This window comes from Listeria grayi DSM 20601, from assembly GCF_000148995.1.
Taxonomy (GTDB): domain Bacteria; phylum Bacillota; class Bacilli; order Lactobacillales; family Listeriaceae; genus Listeria; species Listeria grayi.
Genome location: NZ_GL538352.1, coordinates 1,366,305 through 1,383,022 on the forward strand (window position 1 = coordinate 1,366,305; position 16,718 = coordinate 1,383,022).

Here is a 16,718-nt window from a genome sequence, read left to right on the forward strand (position 1 = left end):
ATGTCCAAGAGATTGATATTAGCAGAAAAGCCTTCGGTAGGAAAAGATATTGCTCGAGTATTAGGTGCAAACCAATCACGGAATGGCTATATCGAAGGAAATAAAGAAATCGTGACATGGGCGTTCGGTCATTTAGTAACATTAGCAGACCCAGAACGTTACGATGTTAAATACCGCAACTGGGAACTTAACGATCTCCCGATTTTGCCGGATAGAATGAAATTAGAACCTATCAAACAAACACGCAAACAATATGAATTAGTAAAAAAATTGGCAAACCGCAATGATATTTCAGAAATCGTGATCGCCACCGATGCCGGACGAGAAGGAGAATTAGTTGCGAGATGGATTTTAGAATACGCGAAAATAAAGAAGCCTTTTAAGCGTCTGTGGATTTCGTCTGTTACAGATAAAGCCATCAAGCAAGGCTTTGCCCGTCTGCAGCCTGGCGACAGCTTCCTTCCTTTATACCGTTCTGCTATTGCCAGAGCTGAGGCCGATTGGGTCGTCGGAATCAACGCTACCAGAGCGCTAACGACAAAGTATAACGCACAACTATCGTGTGGTCGTGTTCAAACACCAACTGTCGCGATCATTGATACGCGAGAAAAAGAGATCCAAACATTCAAGCCAGTAGACTATTATAATATCAAAGCCCAAACGAACTTAGGAAGTTTCACGTGGAACAATGGACCTGTTTATGAAAAGGAAAAAGCAGAGAAATTAGTTGCTGTTCTAAAAAACAAAAAAATGGAGATTTCTGCTGTAAATGAAAAAGAAAAACGCCAATCCGCGCCAAATCTTTATGATCTAACAGAATTACAGCGTGACGCAAATAAGCGCTTTGATTTTTCAGCAAAAGAGACACTTACGATCATGCAGGGATTATATGAAAAACATAAAGTGCTGACCTATCCGCGAACCGATTCACGCTACTTATCTGCGGATATCGTACCTACGCTAAAAGAAAGATTGGAAGCTGTGGAGCACGGTGACTATGCGAAGTTCGCAAAAGCGATCCGCAGCAAGCCGATCAAAGCATCTAAATCATTTGTAGACGATAGTAAAGTGAGCGATCACCATGCAATTATCCCGACTGAAGAACCCGTATACTGGAGTGAGTTTAACGATCGAGAAAAGAAAATATATGATTTGGTCGTGAGACGGTTCCTAGCGGTTCTTTCTGCTCCATATGTGTATATGGAGCAGAAAATCGAAGCCAAGATCGACAAGGAAATCTTTCAGCTGAAAGAAATCAGTGTGAAGCAGCTTGGCTGGAAAGCAGTATATGGGGAAGACTCCCGCAGACAGGAATCTCAAAAAATAGCAATAGGCAGTGCGATCACGCTACAATCATTGCTGCTGGAAACCGGTAAAACGAAGCCGACAGCTCGTTTCAATGAAGCGACATTGTTAAGCGCTATGGAAAACCCAACTAAGTATATGGAAAGCACCAATAAAGAATTAGCAAAGACATTAGATAACGCCGGAGGACTGGGAACAGTTGCCACAAGGGCGGATATCATTGAAAAATTATTCAATAGTTTCTTGATTGAAAAACGAGGTAAGGAAATATTTCTTACTTCTAAGGGCAAACAATTGTTAGAATTAGTGCCGAATGAGCTAAAGTCGCCGATTTTAACTGCTAAATGGGAGCAAAAGTTATCCAAAATAGCAGCTGGTGACCTGGATTATCGTGTTTTTGTCGGCGAAATGCGAGAATATGCGCAAAAAGCAGTGACGGAAATCAAACAAAATGACAAAAATTTTAAACATGATAATATTACGTCGACTAAATGTCCGAATTGCGGGAAGCTGATGTTAAAAGTGAAGGGCAAACGAGGAACGATGCTCGTATGTCAGGATAGAGATTGTAATACAAGAGAATCAGTTTCTCGGACTACTAATGCAAGATGCCCTAATTGCCATAAGAAGATGGAGCTGCGCGGCGAAGGGGAAAATCAAATTTTCACATGTGTGTGTGGACATCGCGAGAAGCTATCCGTCTTCAAGAAACGCAAAGATAAAGACAAAAATAAGAATGTGTCGAAAAAAGAAGTCAATAACTATCTAAAGAAACAAGACAATGATGAATTTACTAATAACCCAATGGCAGAAGCGCTTAAAAAGTTGAAATTAGATAAATAACCTAATGGAATCAAAGGAGTGTTTCACGTGAAACATCAAAAAATCGTTATTGAAACAGATGTGAAAATCAAAATGAGAGACGGTGTAAAACTTTCCGCAGACATATACAGACCCGCTGCGGAAGGGAAGTATCCAGTTCTACTCACACGATTACCTTATGGCAAAACATATGGTTTGCACTTTTTAAGGCCACAAGTTTTTGCGGAAAATGGCTATGTAGTTGTTGTCCAAGATGTTCGAGGAAGATATGGTTCAGAGGGGGAATTCGTTCCATACATCGCCGAAGTAGACGATGGCTATGATACCATCGAATGGCTAGCAGTCCAAGATTTCAGTAATGGCAACGTAGGAATGTTTGGTTTATCTTACTACGGATTTACACAAGTGCTAGCAGCAATAAGTGGTGCTCCTCACTTAAAAACGATTGCACCGATAATGGCGCAAAACAGTATGACAGACGTTTTTAATGACCATGACGGCGCTTTGGAATTAGGAATGTGGGAAACATGGAATCTGGAATCGATCTTACCAGATATGATGGTGCGAAAATATGCAGGTACACCAGAATACGCTGATAAAATGAAGGAGCTGGTCAAGGATCTTTCCAATATCGAGAAATGGTATGGTTACAAACCGTATCTGGATTGGCCACCAATGAAAAAAGCAGATGCAATGCCATATTATACGGAACTGCTTCAATTGGAGCGTGATCACAAGCATTGGGAAACGATCGATGCGTCGAAAAATTATGAAAAAATAAAGGTTCCCGGTATGCATGTTGCAGGTTGGTACGATTGCTTTCTAGATAAAACGATTGCAAATTTCCAGAATGGTCATCGTAAAGGTTTAGGAGACCGCTTGATTATTGGTCCATGGACACATGCGAATTTTGTTCAAATGATCGGACAACGTGATTTTGGAATGGCAGCTAACAAATGGGGAGAAGCTAGTAGACATGATTTTCATTTGGAGTGGTTTGATTATTGGTTGAAAGGTATCGAGCCAAAAACCGCGGCGGCACCGATTGAGTATTTTGTCATGGGTAGTAATGAGTGGAAGGAAGCGAAAAATTGGCCATTGGAAAATACGCATTTCACACCGCTATATTTCCATAGCGAAGGGGAAGCAAATTCCAAATCGGGAAATGGGACAGCAAGCTTTGCGAAGCCGAAAGCAGAAGTACCGGACAGCTATACATATGATCCCGAAAATCCAGTTCCTTCATGTGGTGGCGGGACGCTTCACAAAGAACAACAGCCCGATGGTCCGCACGATCAGTCCGTGTTAGAAGATCGTGAAGATATCCTCTGCTATACTACCGCTCCACTTCAAGAAGCGCTAGAAGTCACAGGTCCGGTACAAGTTCAGTTATGGGCGAAAACAGATGCAGTAAGCACAGATTTTACAGCTAAATTGGTTGATGTAGCGCCCGACGGTACAGCGTATAACCTTGCAGACGGAATTATTCGTTCTACCAAACAACATACGAATGTTCAAGGAGAGCTATTGCTTTATACCATTGATTTATGGTCGACGAGTAATAAATTCTTGGTGGGGCATCAGATTCGTGTGGAGATCTCATCTAGCAACTTCCCGAGATTCGATCCTAACCCGAACACAGGAAAAACTTTCATCGATACAGTAGAATCTGTGCCGGCGCAGCAACAAATTTATCATGATGCGGATCACCCCTCACATATTCTGCTACCGATAATTAAGTAAAAAGTTATCTGTACGCAAACTTCAAACCATGATAAAATAAGAAAGTATTTGTCAAAAAAGAGTTATCTAGCAAGGGGAATAGATACTATTTATATAGAGATTTTGATTAACGAAGGAGAATGACATTGAATAAATTAGTGAAACGAGCAGGCGCTGCTATGATGGCAGCATTGCTGGCTATCAGCACATTTTCACTTGTGCCTAATGACGCTCAAGCGGCGACAACACCAAACGTCAATGCGAAAGCAGCATTTACGATCGAGGAAAGCACAGGTAAAGTTTTATATGAAAAGAATCCTGATCAGCTATTAGGAATCGCATCCATGACAAAAATGCTGGATGAATATATTTTGTTAGAAAAAATCGACCAAGGTAAATTGAAATGGACGGATAAAGTGAAAATTTCAGGTTACGCCCATGAAGTTTCACAAGATACATCACTTTCCAACGTACCACTTCGAAACGGTGAATTCTATACTGTCAAAGAATTATATCAAGCAATGGCAATCTATTCAGCTAATGGGGCAGCAATTGCATTGGCAGAAAAAATCGCCGGCTCTGAAAAAGCATTTGTTGGCTTGATGAACGAAAAAGCGAACAGCTTAAAGTTAGGGAAACATAAATTCGTTAACGTCACTGGTTTGAACAATAGTGATTTAAAAGGGAAACAACAAATTGGTGGTAAAAATAGCGAAAATAAAATGACCGCACGTGGTATGGCAAAGTTAGCAAAATCGCTGATCGATACGTACCCAGATGTTTTAAAGACAGCAAGTACCACAAAACTAGCATTCCGAAAAGGAACAAGTGACCAAATCAATATGAGCAACTGGAACTGGCTACTGCCAGGGTTGATTTATGGACGTAAAGGTGTAGACGGTCTTAAAACAGGGACAACGGATTACGCTGGGATGTGCCTGACAGCAACAGCTAAGCAAGATGGCATGCGCGTTATCACAGTTATCCTGCATGCTAATGGGGGAAATAGCTCCGATCAACATGATGGTACAAGGTTTAAGGAAACAAACAAGATGTTGGATTACGCATTTGATAATTTCAAAGTGAAGCAAGTGGCTAAAGCAGGACAAGCAGTCAAAAAACCGGCTAGCATTAGTGTGAAAGACGGTAAAGAAGATAGCGTGAAATTAGAGACGAACAAAAATGTGAATCTGGTCGTTCCTAAAGACCAAGCTAATCCGAAACTTTCTGAAAATGTAAAACTAGTGAGCAAAGAGATAACGGCACCAGTGAAAAAAGATCAAAAACTCGGTACGATGGAGATCGCACTGAAAAATGATGATGGACTAGGCTATATTGATGGTTCAAAAACAAATAAAATCCAAGTAGTAGCAACAAATGCTGTGGATAAATCTAACGGCTTTGTGTTAATGTTAAAAGGTTTTGGCAGCTATTTTGTGGATGGCGTAAAAGGTTGGTTTAATTAAGTAGAAAAAGAGGCGTTTGAAATCAAGTTTTCAAACGCCTCTTTTTTATGGCTGAAAATAGATAGGCACCCAACCGCGTACGCTGTTGATAAGCCATATTTTTTTCGCTTTTTTAAGATCTTCCAACAGCAAAGTCCGCTCAGTGATCTTGCGCTCAGTAAGCAAAGTCTGCCTCATAACGCCAGGCAGGACTCCGGCATCCAGCATAGGAGTATAAAGCTGATCATCGATTTGCAAGACGATATTTCCCGTTATAAACTCGGTCAATTGACCATTTTTATTAAACAAAATCGTTTCTTGCGTGTTTTCCTGGCGGTGTTTCTCGTATATCGAACGATGAGAGGTTTTGTGCTTCAGCCAAATAGAGTTAGTAGAAATAGGATTTTTAGCTAAAACGGCGCGGGTCGGCTCTTGATATTCAACAAGCGGAAGGACCTCTAAGGACAACTTGCCACCTGGTAATAAACAGCTTCGGAATTTAAAGGTTCCTCGTGGATATTGCTGACTAGCCGACCGCCACTGTTCGCTAGTTTTTGCTCTATCAAATGGAAAAGCAAAGAACCGAGCACTATTCTCCAAGCGATCCAAATGTGCTTCTAAACGTGAGAGACCGCCATTTTCAAGGCGCAAACTTTCAATCAAGTGGAAGGAGGGGTTGCTGTTTAATAATACCTTCGTCTTCGTCTGCATTTCCGCATATTCTTCCTCTATTACCGAATCCCAAACAATCCCGCCACCGACTCCGTAACTTGCTATGGAATCATGGATAGCAACTGTACGAATTGGAACGCTAAAAACGGCCTGTTTAGCAGGTGTAATATAACCGATTGCACCGCAGTAAATGCCGCGGGGGCTAGTTTCCAGTTGTTCAATCAATGACATCGTACTTTGTTTTGGGGCGCCTGTAATTGAGCCACAGGGGAATAGTGCTTGAAAAACGTCTACGAGTGATGTCTGAGGAGCGGTTTGTGCTGTGATCGTAGAAGTCATTTGCCAAGTGGTCGGATAAGGCTCAAGCTGGCATAGAGCTTCCACTTGGACGCTTCCGGGCACAGCGATTTTGCCAAGGTCATTTCTCAGTAAATCGACGATCATGGTATTCTCCGCCCGATTTTTCGCATCATTTCCCAGCCAATCTCGTAGTTCTCTATCTTCCTCAGCAGAAGCACCGCGATGGATCGTGCCTTTCATCGGCCGAGTAGTGATTCGATCCTTTTCCCATTTGAAAAATAATTCTGGAGAAGCAGAAAGAATTTGAAAAGAATCGGTGCAAAGTGAAGCACTATAGGTTGCCTTCCCATTTTGTAAAAGCTTTTCGTAAAACGAAGTGTAGTCAGCAGCGCTTTCTGCGGGGCTATTTAAGCGAACCGTATAATTGGTCTGATAGGTATTGCCTCTTGCGATTTCTTCTTTGATGCTTTGCAACGCATTTTGATACGCAGTGAGATCCGTATCACTCTGCCAATGAAATAGTATATCGGACGACGTTTTGCTATTCTTCATGGATGGTGTTATAGGTTTTTCATAAATTCCGAACCAAATAAGTGGTAGTGAGCCGGAAGGGCTTTTAACCGCAAGATGAGAATCAAAAGCAGGTGCAGCTTCATAACTTACAAATCCAGCGGCATAATAGCCGGCAGCGATTTTGGCTTCCACTGCTTGCATGACAGAAGTGACTTTTTCGAGATCACTTGTTTCGTAAACGGTTAAGGGGGTCTCAAAAGCCAACTGCTTATCTTCAAAATCAAATTGTAGACGATTCACGATTTGGCACATCCTTTACAAGTGTTAAAAAATTTTGCAATAATGCGTGTCCATATTCACTCAAAATAGCTTCTGGATGAAATTGGACGCCAAAGATTGGAAGTTCCCTATGCGAGATCCCCATGATGATACCGTCGGCAGTTTCAGCTGTCACTTTCAACGAACTGCCTAATGTTTCACGTGAAACAGCCAAAGAATGGTAGCGGGTAACCGTATAAGGGGAAGGAATCTTATGGAATATATTTTCTCCAGTGTGGGTAATAGGATAGGATTTTCCATGAACAGGATAAGGGCTTTTTTTCACAGTAGCACCAAAAAAATGCGCTATGATCTGATGACCTAAACAGATTCCTAGAATAGGTATTTTCTGATGATAGGTTTTTAATAGCTTCAATGTCGCTTTAGCTTCAGCAGGATGACCTGGTCCTGGTGATAGTATCAAAGCGGAAGGCGTGTCTTCCAATCCAGCCAGCTCATCCACGCGAATGACTTTCACAGGCGCATCCAACTCAAGAAAATATTGATAAAGATTATAAGTAAATGAATCATGATGATCGATTAAGAGCAACAAGTGGATCGCCTCCTTAATAAGTATACTTCCTTCTTTTATAGCAAATTAACAGCGTTTATACAATAATAACTTGTCAAACAATAGCAAATACGATAAAATAAACGTAATAAAATAACGAAAAGCGTAGATAAGAAATAGTACCTTTTATGGCTATCCATAGAGAGTCGGTGGTTGGTGAAAACCGATGTTAGTATAATAGGGAATCCATCTTGGAGCAAACTAGTCGAAATTTAGCAGTAAACTAGTTCGGTCGAGGTCCGTTAAACCTTATAATGAAGCTGGAGATGTGTTTTAAGCATCTCAATTAGGGTGGCAACGCGGTCTACTTCCGTCCCTTCTCCAATTATAATTTTTGGAGAAGGTGCGGGAGTTTTTTATTTTTGAGGAGGAGGAGAGCTGAATGTTAGATATTAAAGTATTACGAAATAATTTTGACGAAGTGAAAGAAAAGCTAGCTCACCGCGGAGAAAATCTAGCGGATTTTGAGAAGTTTGGTGAGTTAGACAAGCGTCGCCGGACACTCTTAGTAGAAACGGAATCGCTGAAGGGGCAAAGAAATGAAGTGTCCCAAGAAATTGCAGCTTTAAAACGTGAAAAGCAAGATGCAGATGCCAAAATCGAAGAAATGCGTATTGTTGGGGATCGTATCAAAACTTTGGACTTAGAATTGAAAAACATAGATGAAAAATTGCAACGTATTCTATTGTCGATTCCAAATATCCCGCATGAGTCGACACCGATTGGGGAAACGGAAGATGACAATGTAGAGATTCGCAAGTGGGGAGAAGTAAGAGATTTTACATTTGAGCCAAAAGCACATTGGGATCTAGGGACTGATCTAGATATTTTAGATTTCGAACGTGCTGCTAAAGTAACGGGAAGCCGTTTTGTTTTTTACAAAAAGTTAGGTGCTCGGTTAGAACGTGCTTTGCTTAACTTCATGATGGATCTGCATGCGGACGAACATGGCTATGATGAAATCTTGCCACCCTACATGGTAAATCGGGTCAGCATGACAGGTACGGGTCAATTACCGAAGTTTGAAGAAGATGCCTTTTTGGTGGAAAAAGAAGATTACTTCTTGATCCCAACAGCAGAAGTTCCGGTGACGAATCTACACCGCGATGAAATTTTCCAAGCGAAAGACTTGCCTCGGAAATATACGGCATTTAGTGCTTGTTTCCGCTCGGAAGCAGGTTCGGCGGGGAGAGATACTAGAGGCTTGATTCGCCAGCACCAATTCAACAAAGTAGAATTAGTTCAATTTGTGAAACCGGAAGACTCGTATGAAGCCTTAGAAAAATTAACAGACAATGCGGAAGAAGTGTTAAGACGTTTGGAATTACCATATCGTGTACTTAGCATGTGTACAGCTGATTTAGGGTTTACGGCAGCGAAGAAATATGATATTGAAGTGTGGATCCCTAGTTATGACAGCTATCGAGAAATCTCTTCTTGCAGTAATTTTGAAGCATTTCAAGCACGTCGGGCAGGTATTCGCTTCCGTAGAGAAGCAAAAGGGAAACCTGAATATGTGCATACAGTGAATGGCTCTGGATTAGCAATTGGAAGAACCGTTGCTGCGATTTTAGAAAATTATCAAGAAGAAGATGGTTCGATCAGAATCCCAACAGCTTTGCAAAGCTATATGGGTGGTATTACCAAAATCGAAGCTCCAATAGAAAAATAAGGACTTGGCGGGATTTCCTGCCGAGTTTATTTATTTCCTGGGAAATAAAGATTGTTCGGAATTTCATAAGCGTTTGACATGCTAATTTGCAAGCGTTGCGTTATAATAGCACTGTAATGAAAGCGTAGATCAAAAGGAGGACATATCATGAAGTTTTTTATTGATACTGCAAATGTAGAAGAAATCAAGAAAGCAAATCGAATGGGATTTATCGCGGGTGTAACTACTAATCCGTCTTTAGTTGCTAAAGAAGGTCGTGATTTTAACGAGGTAATCCAAGAAATCACTTCGATCGTAGATGGTCCTGTAAGTGGAGAAGTTGTTAGTTTAGAAGCGGACAAAATGGTAGAAGAAGGCCGTGAAATTGCAAAGATCCATCCGAATATCGTTGTAAAGATTCCAATGACTGGTGAAGGAATGGCAGCTGTTAAAATTTTAACTGCTGAAGGAATCAAAACAAACGTAACACTAGTATTCTCTGCTGCGCAAGCGTTGTTAGCAGCTCGTGCTGGTGCGTCTTATGTTTCTCCTTTCTTAGGAAGATTAGATGACATTGGTCAAGATGGTCTAGAATTGATTCGTGATATCGCAGAAATTTTCGCCGTACACGATATCAAAACAGAAATCATCTCTGCAAGTGTTCGTCATCCGATCCATGTAATTGAATGTGCGAAAGCAGGCGCAGACATTGCGACTGTTCCTTATAAAGTGTTTGAACAAATGCTGAAACACCCACTAACAGATTCAGGGATCGATAAATTCTTGGCTGACTGGGATGCTGCAACAGGTAAGTAAAGCAGGAGGCATTTATGAATAAATATTGGACTGTAAAAACGAAACATACAAGTAATTTCCCAGATCCTTTATTTGTGAATAAAAACGAGGCTATCCGGATAGGGCGAGAAGATTCGGAGTATCCGGGCTGGTTTTTTTGCAAAGTAAAAGCTAGCGATAAAGAAGGATGGGTTCCTGACCAGTTGATCGAACGCGATGGCGACGGTCACACGGGTACGGTGAATGCCGATTACTCGGCACGCGAGCTGAATGTGGAGGCCGGCGATAAGGTCGAAAGCAATCGAGAGCTTAACGGCTGGGCATGGTGCGTCACAGAAGAGGGAACTGCTGGCTGGTTGCCTTTGGATAAACTGGAATAGTAAACGTGTAATCTCTAAAAACCAGATGATATTTTCTGGTTTTTAGAGATTTTTTTTATAGAAAAAAATATAAATGACCGAAAAACTGCGTAATTTATGGCTAAAAAGGGAAGAACATAAGGTTAGAAGCCCCCAAAGGAGGAGAAAAAAGATCGACTTACATAAAAGATATTATTTGACTTGGCTATTTGTTATTTGGTGGCTGATCGGCTATATTTTACAGGTTTTTTGGACGGTACCCGAAAGTTTAGGATTTTCCAAACCCTTTTTCCTGCTGCTTTATGCGCTTTGCATGTTGGAGATCAGCGGGGTAATGAGAAATATGAAACTGCTATTTTCTTTCTTAGGATTTGGGGTCGCTTGCTATGTTTTAGAGGTGGCAAGTGTGCATTTTTCGATACCGTTTGGTACTTATGGTTACACATCCGTATTAGGAAGCCCCGTTTACGGTGTGCCGTTCACGATCGTGTTTGCATGGATCGCAGTTTTTATCAATTGTTGGGGGCTAGCAATATCAGCAGGTCGGTTTTGGCAAGCGTTAGAAACAGCTTGTTATATCGTGCTGTTTGATTTGATCTTAGATCCAGTGGCTATTTTTGAAGGATATTGGGAGTGGAACGCCAATGGATTTTATTATGGGATTCCTCTGCAAAATTTTCTATCTTGGTTTGTCATTGCTTTTTTATTTGCTTTATTACTCAACAAACATCATTCAAAATCAACGACCAAACGTATGATTTTTGTCCTTTATGGTATGCAGATCCTTTTATTCAGCAGTATCGCGGCAAAGCATGGGGAATTTCTGGTCTTTCTCATCGGGATAGTTATTTTAGTAATAGGAGGGAGTCTCTATTATGCTCGAAGCAAAAAACAATAACTTTTTTACGGCGATTTTCCGATTTTACCAAAGCAAATATCTACTTCCTCGCTATTTTAATCAAATTTACATACTAGGAGACACCGAAGCGCAAGTAGAAGATGGCTTACCTGTTTTGTATTTAGTGAATCATTCTTCCTGGTGGGATGGTCTATTATGTTTCCAAGCTTATCAGCGCAATACAGTGCCTCTGGAAAATATGATGATGATGGAGGAAGCGCAGTTAGAAAAATTACGCTTCTTCCAGCGACTGGGTGCTTTCTCCATCGCCCCGGATAAACCGAAATCACTAGTAGAGACTTTGCGGTATGTCGAGGAAAAGCTGAAAAACGGGCAAAAAGTCTGGATATTCCCACAAGGTGAGATTCGTCATCAAGACAGTCGGCCTTTGCATGTAAAACGTGGCGTAGCGAAAATTATGGAGCGGTTTGATGAAGTGGCAATCAAATTCGTGAGTATGTACTATTATTTAGGCGAAAAGCAAAAACTGAATGCGATCTTGGAATTTAGCACGCCCGTTGTGGTGAACGGTAGAATGCTTGAGAAAGAAAAAATGCTGCAAAAACGGCTACAATCACAATTGGACGAGTTGCGGGACAATATTCTTTATAACGAGAAAAATACATTGGAAAAGGCAGAAACACTTTTAAAAAGGGAGTCAAAAAGCATTAGTGATTCATTTTTGAAATAAAAAGAGGTGGAGATATGGGGATATTGCTTTTTTTGCTACTCGCACAATTTGCTTTTATCTACTGGAATAAACGGAATATCATGGACTTTTACGAAAATCAGCCATTTGAAGAGCTAGGGATATCGATTTTGATACCTGCTAGGAATGAAGCACGCAATATTTCCAAGCTGTTAGAATCGTTAGAAACGCAGCTGGGGCCTCAAGATGAAGTGCTGATTTATGATGATCAGTCCACAGATGCTACTTCTGAAATTGCTAGCAAATATACTTGCCGGATATTACATGGGCAGACGTTGCCGACAGGGTGGACCGGTAAAAACTTTGCCTGCTATAATCTTGCCGCTGCCGCTCAAAATGAGTGGCTGTTGTTTCTGGATGCGGATGTAGTTTTAAAGGAGGCGGGGTTGAGGAAAATCAAAGCTGCTGTAGGCCAAAAAAAGACAAAATTCGTCTTTTTTTCAGGCTTTCCTCAACAAAAAACAAAGGATCTGCTCTCTTTTCTATTAGTTCCTATGATGAAATTCATTATTTTCTCTCACCTACCATTACGATATATCTCCCAATCAGCTAACCCATTATTTGCGGTAGCGTGTGGTCAGTTCATTCTTACCTCGCGAAAGGTATACATGGAAGCGGGCGGTCACGAAGCGATAAAAGGTAGCATGCTAGATGATGTAGCGTTAGTCAAACAAGTAAAAAAAGCGGGCTTTCCGGTGGCTTTTGTGGATATTGAAGCGCTTGCTGCTTGTCAAATGTACAACAGCCCAAGCGAAGTAATGGCGGGTTTTCAAAAAAACCTTTTTGCCGGAATGGGTTTTCGATTCTCAGTCCTTGTTCCGATGTCGATCTGGTATCTGGGGTTATATATCCTACCATGGATACTGCTGGTTGCTGGTATGGTTTCTGGGGATATTCTATTACCGTTCAGTACCGTAATCGTTTCCTTGGCAATTGGCATTCTTGTACATAAAAGCGTGAAAAAAGGACTAGCTTTGCCTTTAAGTGTTGGATTAGCACTTTTTGTAGCATATAAATCCGCTTTTCAAACTGAAATGAAATGGAAAGGTAGGTCATATAAATGAAAAAAGTATGTATTATCGGCGGTGGGTTAGGAGGACTTTCCGCGGCACTTAGGTTGAGCGCCGAACCGAATTACCAAATCACTATCTTGGAAAAAGAACCTATTTTCGGCGGGAAACTAAAAGCCTTTCGTTGGGGAGACTTTTATTTTGATTCGGGACCGAGCACACTGACATACATAGAAAGCTTTGAAGATGCATTTTATTGCGCGGGAAATAATATTCATGATCACGTGACCTTTTATAAGATCGATCCGCTGCAGCGACATTTTTTTCCTGATGGTACGAATTTAGATCTGACTGCTGATATACATTCGATGCAGCGACAGATAGCGGCTTATAGCGTCCACGATGCTCAAAACTATCCAGCTTTTATCGAGAGGATAAAAACACTATTAAAATACTCCGAGCAGTCGTTTTTTGATAAGACATTCACCTCGAAAAAAGAGATGCTTGATTTAAAGCTGATTTATCATTTTTTTAAGGTGCAGCCTTTTAATAAAATGGCAGCTGTTATTCGTCGCTATTTCCATCATCCGAATACGATTTCTTTATTTTCGAGATATGCAACCTATGTAGGTGGCCAGCCGACACAAACTCCTGCAGTATTCAATCTAATGGCTGCGCTTGAAACGCAAAAAGGTGTTTTCGGTATAAAAGGGGGCACGTATAAATTGGTAGAGGCCTTCCAAAAAGTATTGGCGGAAAGAAATGTAACCTTTCACTACCAAACAGAAGTGAAGGAAGTGCTGAATAGGGAGCAGCAGAGGAAACTTCTAAAAACTACAGCAGGAGATTTTGAAGCGGATATCGTTGTGGTCAATCAAGACATCCTAAGTTTTGAAGAACAGACAGTTCCGAAAGTGGAACCGTCTTTGTCAGGTTTTCAGATGATGCTCAGTGTAGACAAAAAATACGAACAGTTGAAGCATCATAATATTTTTTATCCCCAAAACTATGAACGGGAATTTCAAGAGCTTTTCGAAAAGCGTTTACCAGTATGCGAGCCTGCAATTTATATTTGCAACAGCTCCACTAGCGATCCTCACTTAGCGCCGGCAGGGATGAGTAATCTTTTTGTATTAGTGAATGCTCCAGCTCTCACGGAAGCAACCGATTGGGAGGGCATCAAAGCAACGTATGCGCAGAAGATTATTGGTTTGTTGGAATCACACGGAATGAGTGATCTGCAAGCTCATATTCTTCATCAAAAGATCGTTACTCCTTTAGATTTGCAAAATCAGACATTTGCTTATCGAGGGTCGATTTACGGGCCCTCATCTAATTCTATGAAACAAAGCTTTTTTCGCGCAAATGGGAAGCTGAAAGGAGATAATATGTGGGCAGTGGGAGGGTCGATCCACCCAGGTGGTGGGACACCAATGGTCGTGCTGGGAGGGCGTAAAATTGCTGAACAAATTATAAATATCGAGAAAAATTAATACCTGTCTAATACTTAGAGGCTGAGAGGGTTGGTCGGAGAGCGAAACAACCACGAAAGCGATTATCTATAAAAAATAGTTTATTTCTATGAAAAATTGTGAAATAATAGGTAAAGATCAAAAAGAACAGGTGATTAATTTGGAAAGTTGGAAAAAGAATTTATTTATTGTATGGCTAGGTTGTTTTTTAACAGGAACAGGTCTTAACTTGATTATGCCCTTCCTGCCTTTATACATTGAACAGTTGGGTGTGCATAACCAGCAGGCAGTAAGTATTTGGTCTGGGATAGCACTAAGCTCAACTTTTTTAGTGTCTGCTGTTATGTCTCCGATATGGGGCCGGCTCGCTGATCAAAAAGGAAGACGAGTAATGCTCCTGAGGGCGGCGCTCGGAATGGCGATCGCTATGATTGCCATGGGATTCGTGACAAATGTCTATCAATTTGTTATTTTACGTCTATTGATGGGTATTTTTTCCGGGTACATTTCCACTGCCAATGCGCTAGTCGCAACGCAAGTACCACGTCACCGTAGTGGTTGGGCACTCGGGACGCTTTCGACCGCAGCAGTTTCCGGAGTACTGATCGGGCCACTGATCGGTGGATTCTTAGCGGATCTATTCGGCGTCCGGCCAGTATTCTTTATAACGGGAACGCTATTATTAGGGACATTTTTCTTAACTGTATTTTTCGTGCAAGAAAAATTCACACCAGTGGAAAAAGCGGATATGCTTTCTGGGAAGAAAGTATTTGCTACGCTTAAATATCCTGGCTTGATTATTAGTTTGTTCATTACTACAATGGTTATCCAAGTTTCTTCTAACTCAGTGAATCCGATTTTAACGCTTTATGTTCGCGAGTTAGCAGGAAATACCCAAAATGTTGCTTTTATAAGCGGTATGATTGCTTCTGTTCCAGGGGTTGCTGCATTGATAGCAGCACCGCGGTTAGGAAAATGGGGCGATAAGATCGGGACAGAGCGTATTCTGTTAGGCGCTTTGATATTCTCCATGTTGCTTCAAATCCCAATGGCGTTCGTGACGCATCCATTCCAATTGGGTGTATTGCGGTTCTTGTTGGGTATGACAGATGGGGCTTTACTGCCGGCAGTGCAGTCGCTACTTACTAAAAACACACCACGTGAGGTAGCCGGTCGTATTTTCGGTTACAACCAATCCTTTCAATATATCGGAAATGTGGTAGGACCGTTGCTCGGTTCCTTTGTCGCAGCGCATTTTGGCTACAATCACGTCTTCCTAATGGTTGCAGTGTTTGTACTTATCAACGTTCTGATCACGTTGAGATTTAATCGAAAAATCCATGGGACTATCAATTAAAGAAGGTGAATAAAATGATTGATTTAAAAGCGAGAATCGCTGCGAGCCGCTCCATCGTTATTTTAACAGGTGCTGGTGTATCGGTGCCTTCCGGGATACCGGACTACCGCTCGGAAAACGGCTTGTATGCAGACAAAGTAAGTCCGGAGTATCTACTTAGCCGGGATTGCCTAGAACGTGAACCAGCCAAACTTCATCATTTTGTAATAAGTAAAATGTATTATCCGGATGCTGTTCCGAATATTATTCATCAGAAAATCGCAGCGCTCGAGCAGGAAAAAGAAGTGACGGTGATCACACAAAATATCGATGGGCTACATGATCAAGCAGGAAGTAAATCGATTCTTCACTTTCACGGTAATCTGCAAGATGTTTATTGTGAAAGATGCCAGCTCCATGTTCCCTTTGAAACGTATCAAGCAGATTATATCCATCAAGATTGTGGTGGGCTTTTACGTCCTAATATCGTTTTGTATGGGGAAGGGATCGACGAAGGCGTGATTCGGGCGTCGATTCAGAAAATAAATTTTGCGGATCTGATATTGATTGTCGGTACCTCTTTTCAAGTTAGCCCTTTTTGCAACTTGACGGAATTTCGAAATGCGAAAGCAGAAGTGGTAGCAATAAATAAAGATAATCTGCAACTACCATTCGATTTTCAGATGATCCAGGCTGATGCGGCAGAAATTTTTGCAGACTTATGAAGTTGCTTGTGTTTTCTGAAAATGCTAAACTAATAATAGAATAGTTTCACGTGAAACATATTGATAACAAAAAAGAAGATGCGGTGCTGCCGCAT

14 protein-coding genes and 1 other annotated feature are annotated in these 16,718 nt (G+C 41.3%); of the genes, 12 read left to right on the forward strand and 2 right to left on the reverse strand.

Annotated elements, in window-relative coordinates; genetic code table 11:
- The 3 genes from HMPREF0556_RS06835 (at window position 1) to pbpD1 (ending at window position 5,315) form a co-directional block, all read left to right on the forward strand.
- Window positions 1–2,148: a DNA topoisomerase III gene (locus HMPREF0556_RS06835; protein WP_003756869.1), complete on the forward strand. Its 2,148-nt coding sequence runs from the start codon at window positions 1–3 to the stop codon at window positions 2,146–2,148.
- Between the two features lie 27 nt (window positions 2,149–2,175).
- Window positions 2,176–3,870, forward strand: a complete 1,695-nt coding sequence (locus HMPREF0556_RS06840; protein WP_003756870.1) for a CocE/NonD family hydrolase — start codon at window positions 2,176–2,178, stop codon at window positions 3,868–3,870.
- Between the two features lie 125 nt (window positions 3,871–3,995).
- Window positions 3,996–5,315, forward strand: a complete 1,320-nt coding sequence (gene pbpD1, locus HMPREF0556_RS06845) for a D-alanyl-D-alanine carboxypeptidase PBPD1 (RefSeq protein ID WP_040486543.1) — start codon at window positions 3,996–3,998, stop codon at window positions 5,313–5,315.
- A 45-nt stretch (window positions 5,316–5,360) separates the two neighbouring features.
- On the opposite strand, the gene pabB is transcribed toward pbpD1, so the two are convergent.
- Together pabB and HMPREF0556_RS06855 are read right to left on the reverse strand one after the other, a co-directional pair.
- Window positions 5,361–7,079 carry an aminodeoxychorismate synthase component I gene (pabB, locus tag HMPREF0556_RS06850; RefSeq protein WP_040486544.1) on the reverse strand — a complete coding sequence of 573 codons (1,719 nt, stop codon included), beginning with the start codon at window positions 7,077–7,079 and terminating at the stop codon, window positions 5,361–5,363.
- Window positions 7,060–7,650, reverse strand: a complete 591-nt coding sequence (locus HMPREF0556_RS06855; protein WP_003756876.1) for an anthranilate synthase component II — start codon at window positions 7,648–7,650, stop codon at window positions 7,060–7,062. The genes pabB and HMPREF0556_RS06855 overlap by 20 nt, the downstream gene beginning before the upstream one ends.
- Before the next feature lie 115 nt (window positions 7,651–7,765).
- Window positions 7,766–7,989: a binding site (T-box leader), on the forward strand.
- 61 nt (window positions 7,990–8,050) lie between these two features.
- On the opposite strand from HMPREF0556_RS06855, the gene serS reads away from it, so the two are divergent.
- The 9 genes from serS to HMPREF0556_RS06900 all read left to right on the forward strand — a co-directional run bounded on the left by serS (window position 8,051) and on the right by HMPREF0556_RS06900 (window position 16,623).
- A complete protein-coding gene (serS, locus tag HMPREF0556_RS06860) occupies window positions 8,051–9,340 on the forward strand; it encodes a serine--tRNA ligase (RefSeq protein ID WP_003756878.1) in 1,290 nt (429 codons plus the stop codon).
- Window positions 9,341–9,487: 147 nt separating this feature from the next.
- Window positions 9,488–10,135: a fructose-6-phosphate aldolase gene (gene fsa, locus HMPREF0556_RS06865; protein ID WP_003756879.1), complete on the forward strand. Its 648-nt coding sequence runs from the start codon at window positions 9,488–9,490 to the stop codon at window positions 10,133–10,135.
- A 14-nt stretch (window positions 10,136–10,149) separates the two neighbouring features.
- A complete protein-coding gene (locus tag HMPREF0556_RS06870) occupies window positions 10,150–10,494 on the forward strand; it encodes a hypothetical protein (protein ID WP_003756882.1) in 345 nt (114 codons plus the stop codon).
- A 175-nt stretch (window positions 10,495–10,669) separates the two neighbouring features.
- Complete coding sequence (locus HMPREF0556_RS06875; RefSeq protein ID WP_050776997.1) at window positions 10,670–11,371, forward strand: carotenoid biosynthesis protein; 702 nt, start codon at window positions 10,670–10,672, stop codon at window positions 11,369–11,371.
- Window positions 11,349–12,062, forward strand: coding sequence for a lysophospholipid acyltransferase family protein (locus tag HMPREF0556_RS06880; RefSeq protein WP_003756886.1), 714 nt, complete (start codon window positions 11,349–11,351; stop codon window positions 12,060–12,062). Before HMPREF0556_RS06875 ends, HMPREF0556_RS06880 begins: the two co-directional genes overlap by 23 nt.
- Window positions 12,063–12,076: 14 nt before the next feature.
- Window positions 12,077–13,144 carry a glycosyltransferase family 2 protein gene (locus HMPREF0556_RS06885; protein WP_003756888.1) on the forward strand — a complete coding sequence of 356 codons (1,068 nt, stop codon included), beginning with the start codon at window positions 12,077–12,079 and terminating at the stop codon, window positions 13,142–13,144.
- Window positions 13,141–14,583 (forward strand): phytoene desaturase family protein, encoded by a 1,443-nt coding sequence (locus tag HMPREF0556_RS06890; RefSeq protein ID WP_003756890.1) that lies wholly within the window; start codon window positions 13,141–13,143, stop codon window positions 14,581–14,583. Before HMPREF0556_RS06885 ends, HMPREF0556_RS06890 begins: the two co-directional genes overlap by 4 nt.
- A gap of 139 nt (window positions 14,584–14,722) precedes the next feature.
- Complete coding sequence (locus tag HMPREF0556_RS06895; RefSeq protein ID WP_040486545.1) at window positions 14,723–15,919, forward strand: multidrug efflux MFS transporter; 1,197 nt, start codon at window positions 14,723–14,725, stop codon at window positions 15,917–15,919.
- Between the two features lie 14 nt (window positions 15,920–15,933).
- Window positions 15,934–16,623, forward strand: coding sequence for an NAD-dependent protein deacylase (locus tag HMPREF0556_RS06900; RefSeq protein ID WP_003756895.1), 690 nt, complete (start codon window positions 15,934–15,936; stop codon window positions 16,621–16,623).
- Window positions 16,624–16,718: the final 95 nt, after the last annotated feature.

Excerpts from the sequence above, each read along its gene's own strand:
- HMPREF0556_RS06885 (WP_003756888.1), top strand. The coding sequence starts at position 12,077 with ATGGGGATATTGCTTTTTTTGCTACTCGCACAATTTGCTTTTATCTAC.
- HMPREF0556_RS06880 (WP_003756886.1), top strand. The coding sequence starts at position 11,349 with ATGCTCGAAGCAAAAAACAATAACTTTTTTACGGCGATTTTCCGATTT.
- fsa (WP_003756879.1), top strand. The coding sequence starts at position 9,488 with ATGAAGTTTTTTATTGATACTGCAAATGTAGAAGAAATCAAGAAAGCA.
- HMPREF0556_RS06835 (WP_003756869.1), top strand. The coding sequence starts at position 1 with ATGTCCAAGAGATTGATATTAGCAGAAAAGCCTTCGGTAGGAAAAGAT.
- serS (WP_003756878.1), top strand. The coding sequence starts at position 8,051 with ATGTTAGATATTAAAGTATTACGAAATAATTTTGACGAAGTGAAAGAA.
- HMPREF0556_RS06900 (WP_003756895.1), top strand. The coding sequence starts at position 15,934 with ATGATTGATTTAAAAGCGAGAATCGCTGCGAGCCGCTCCATCGTTATT.
- HMPREF0556_RS06890 (WP_003756890.1), top strand. The coding sequence starts at position 13,141 with ATGAAAAAAGTATGTATTATCGGCGGTGGGTTAGGAGGACTTTCCGCG.
- HMPREF0556_RS06870 (WP_003756882.1), top strand. The coding sequence starts at position 10,150 with ATGAATAAATATTGGACTGTAAAAACGAAACATACAAGTAATTTCCCA.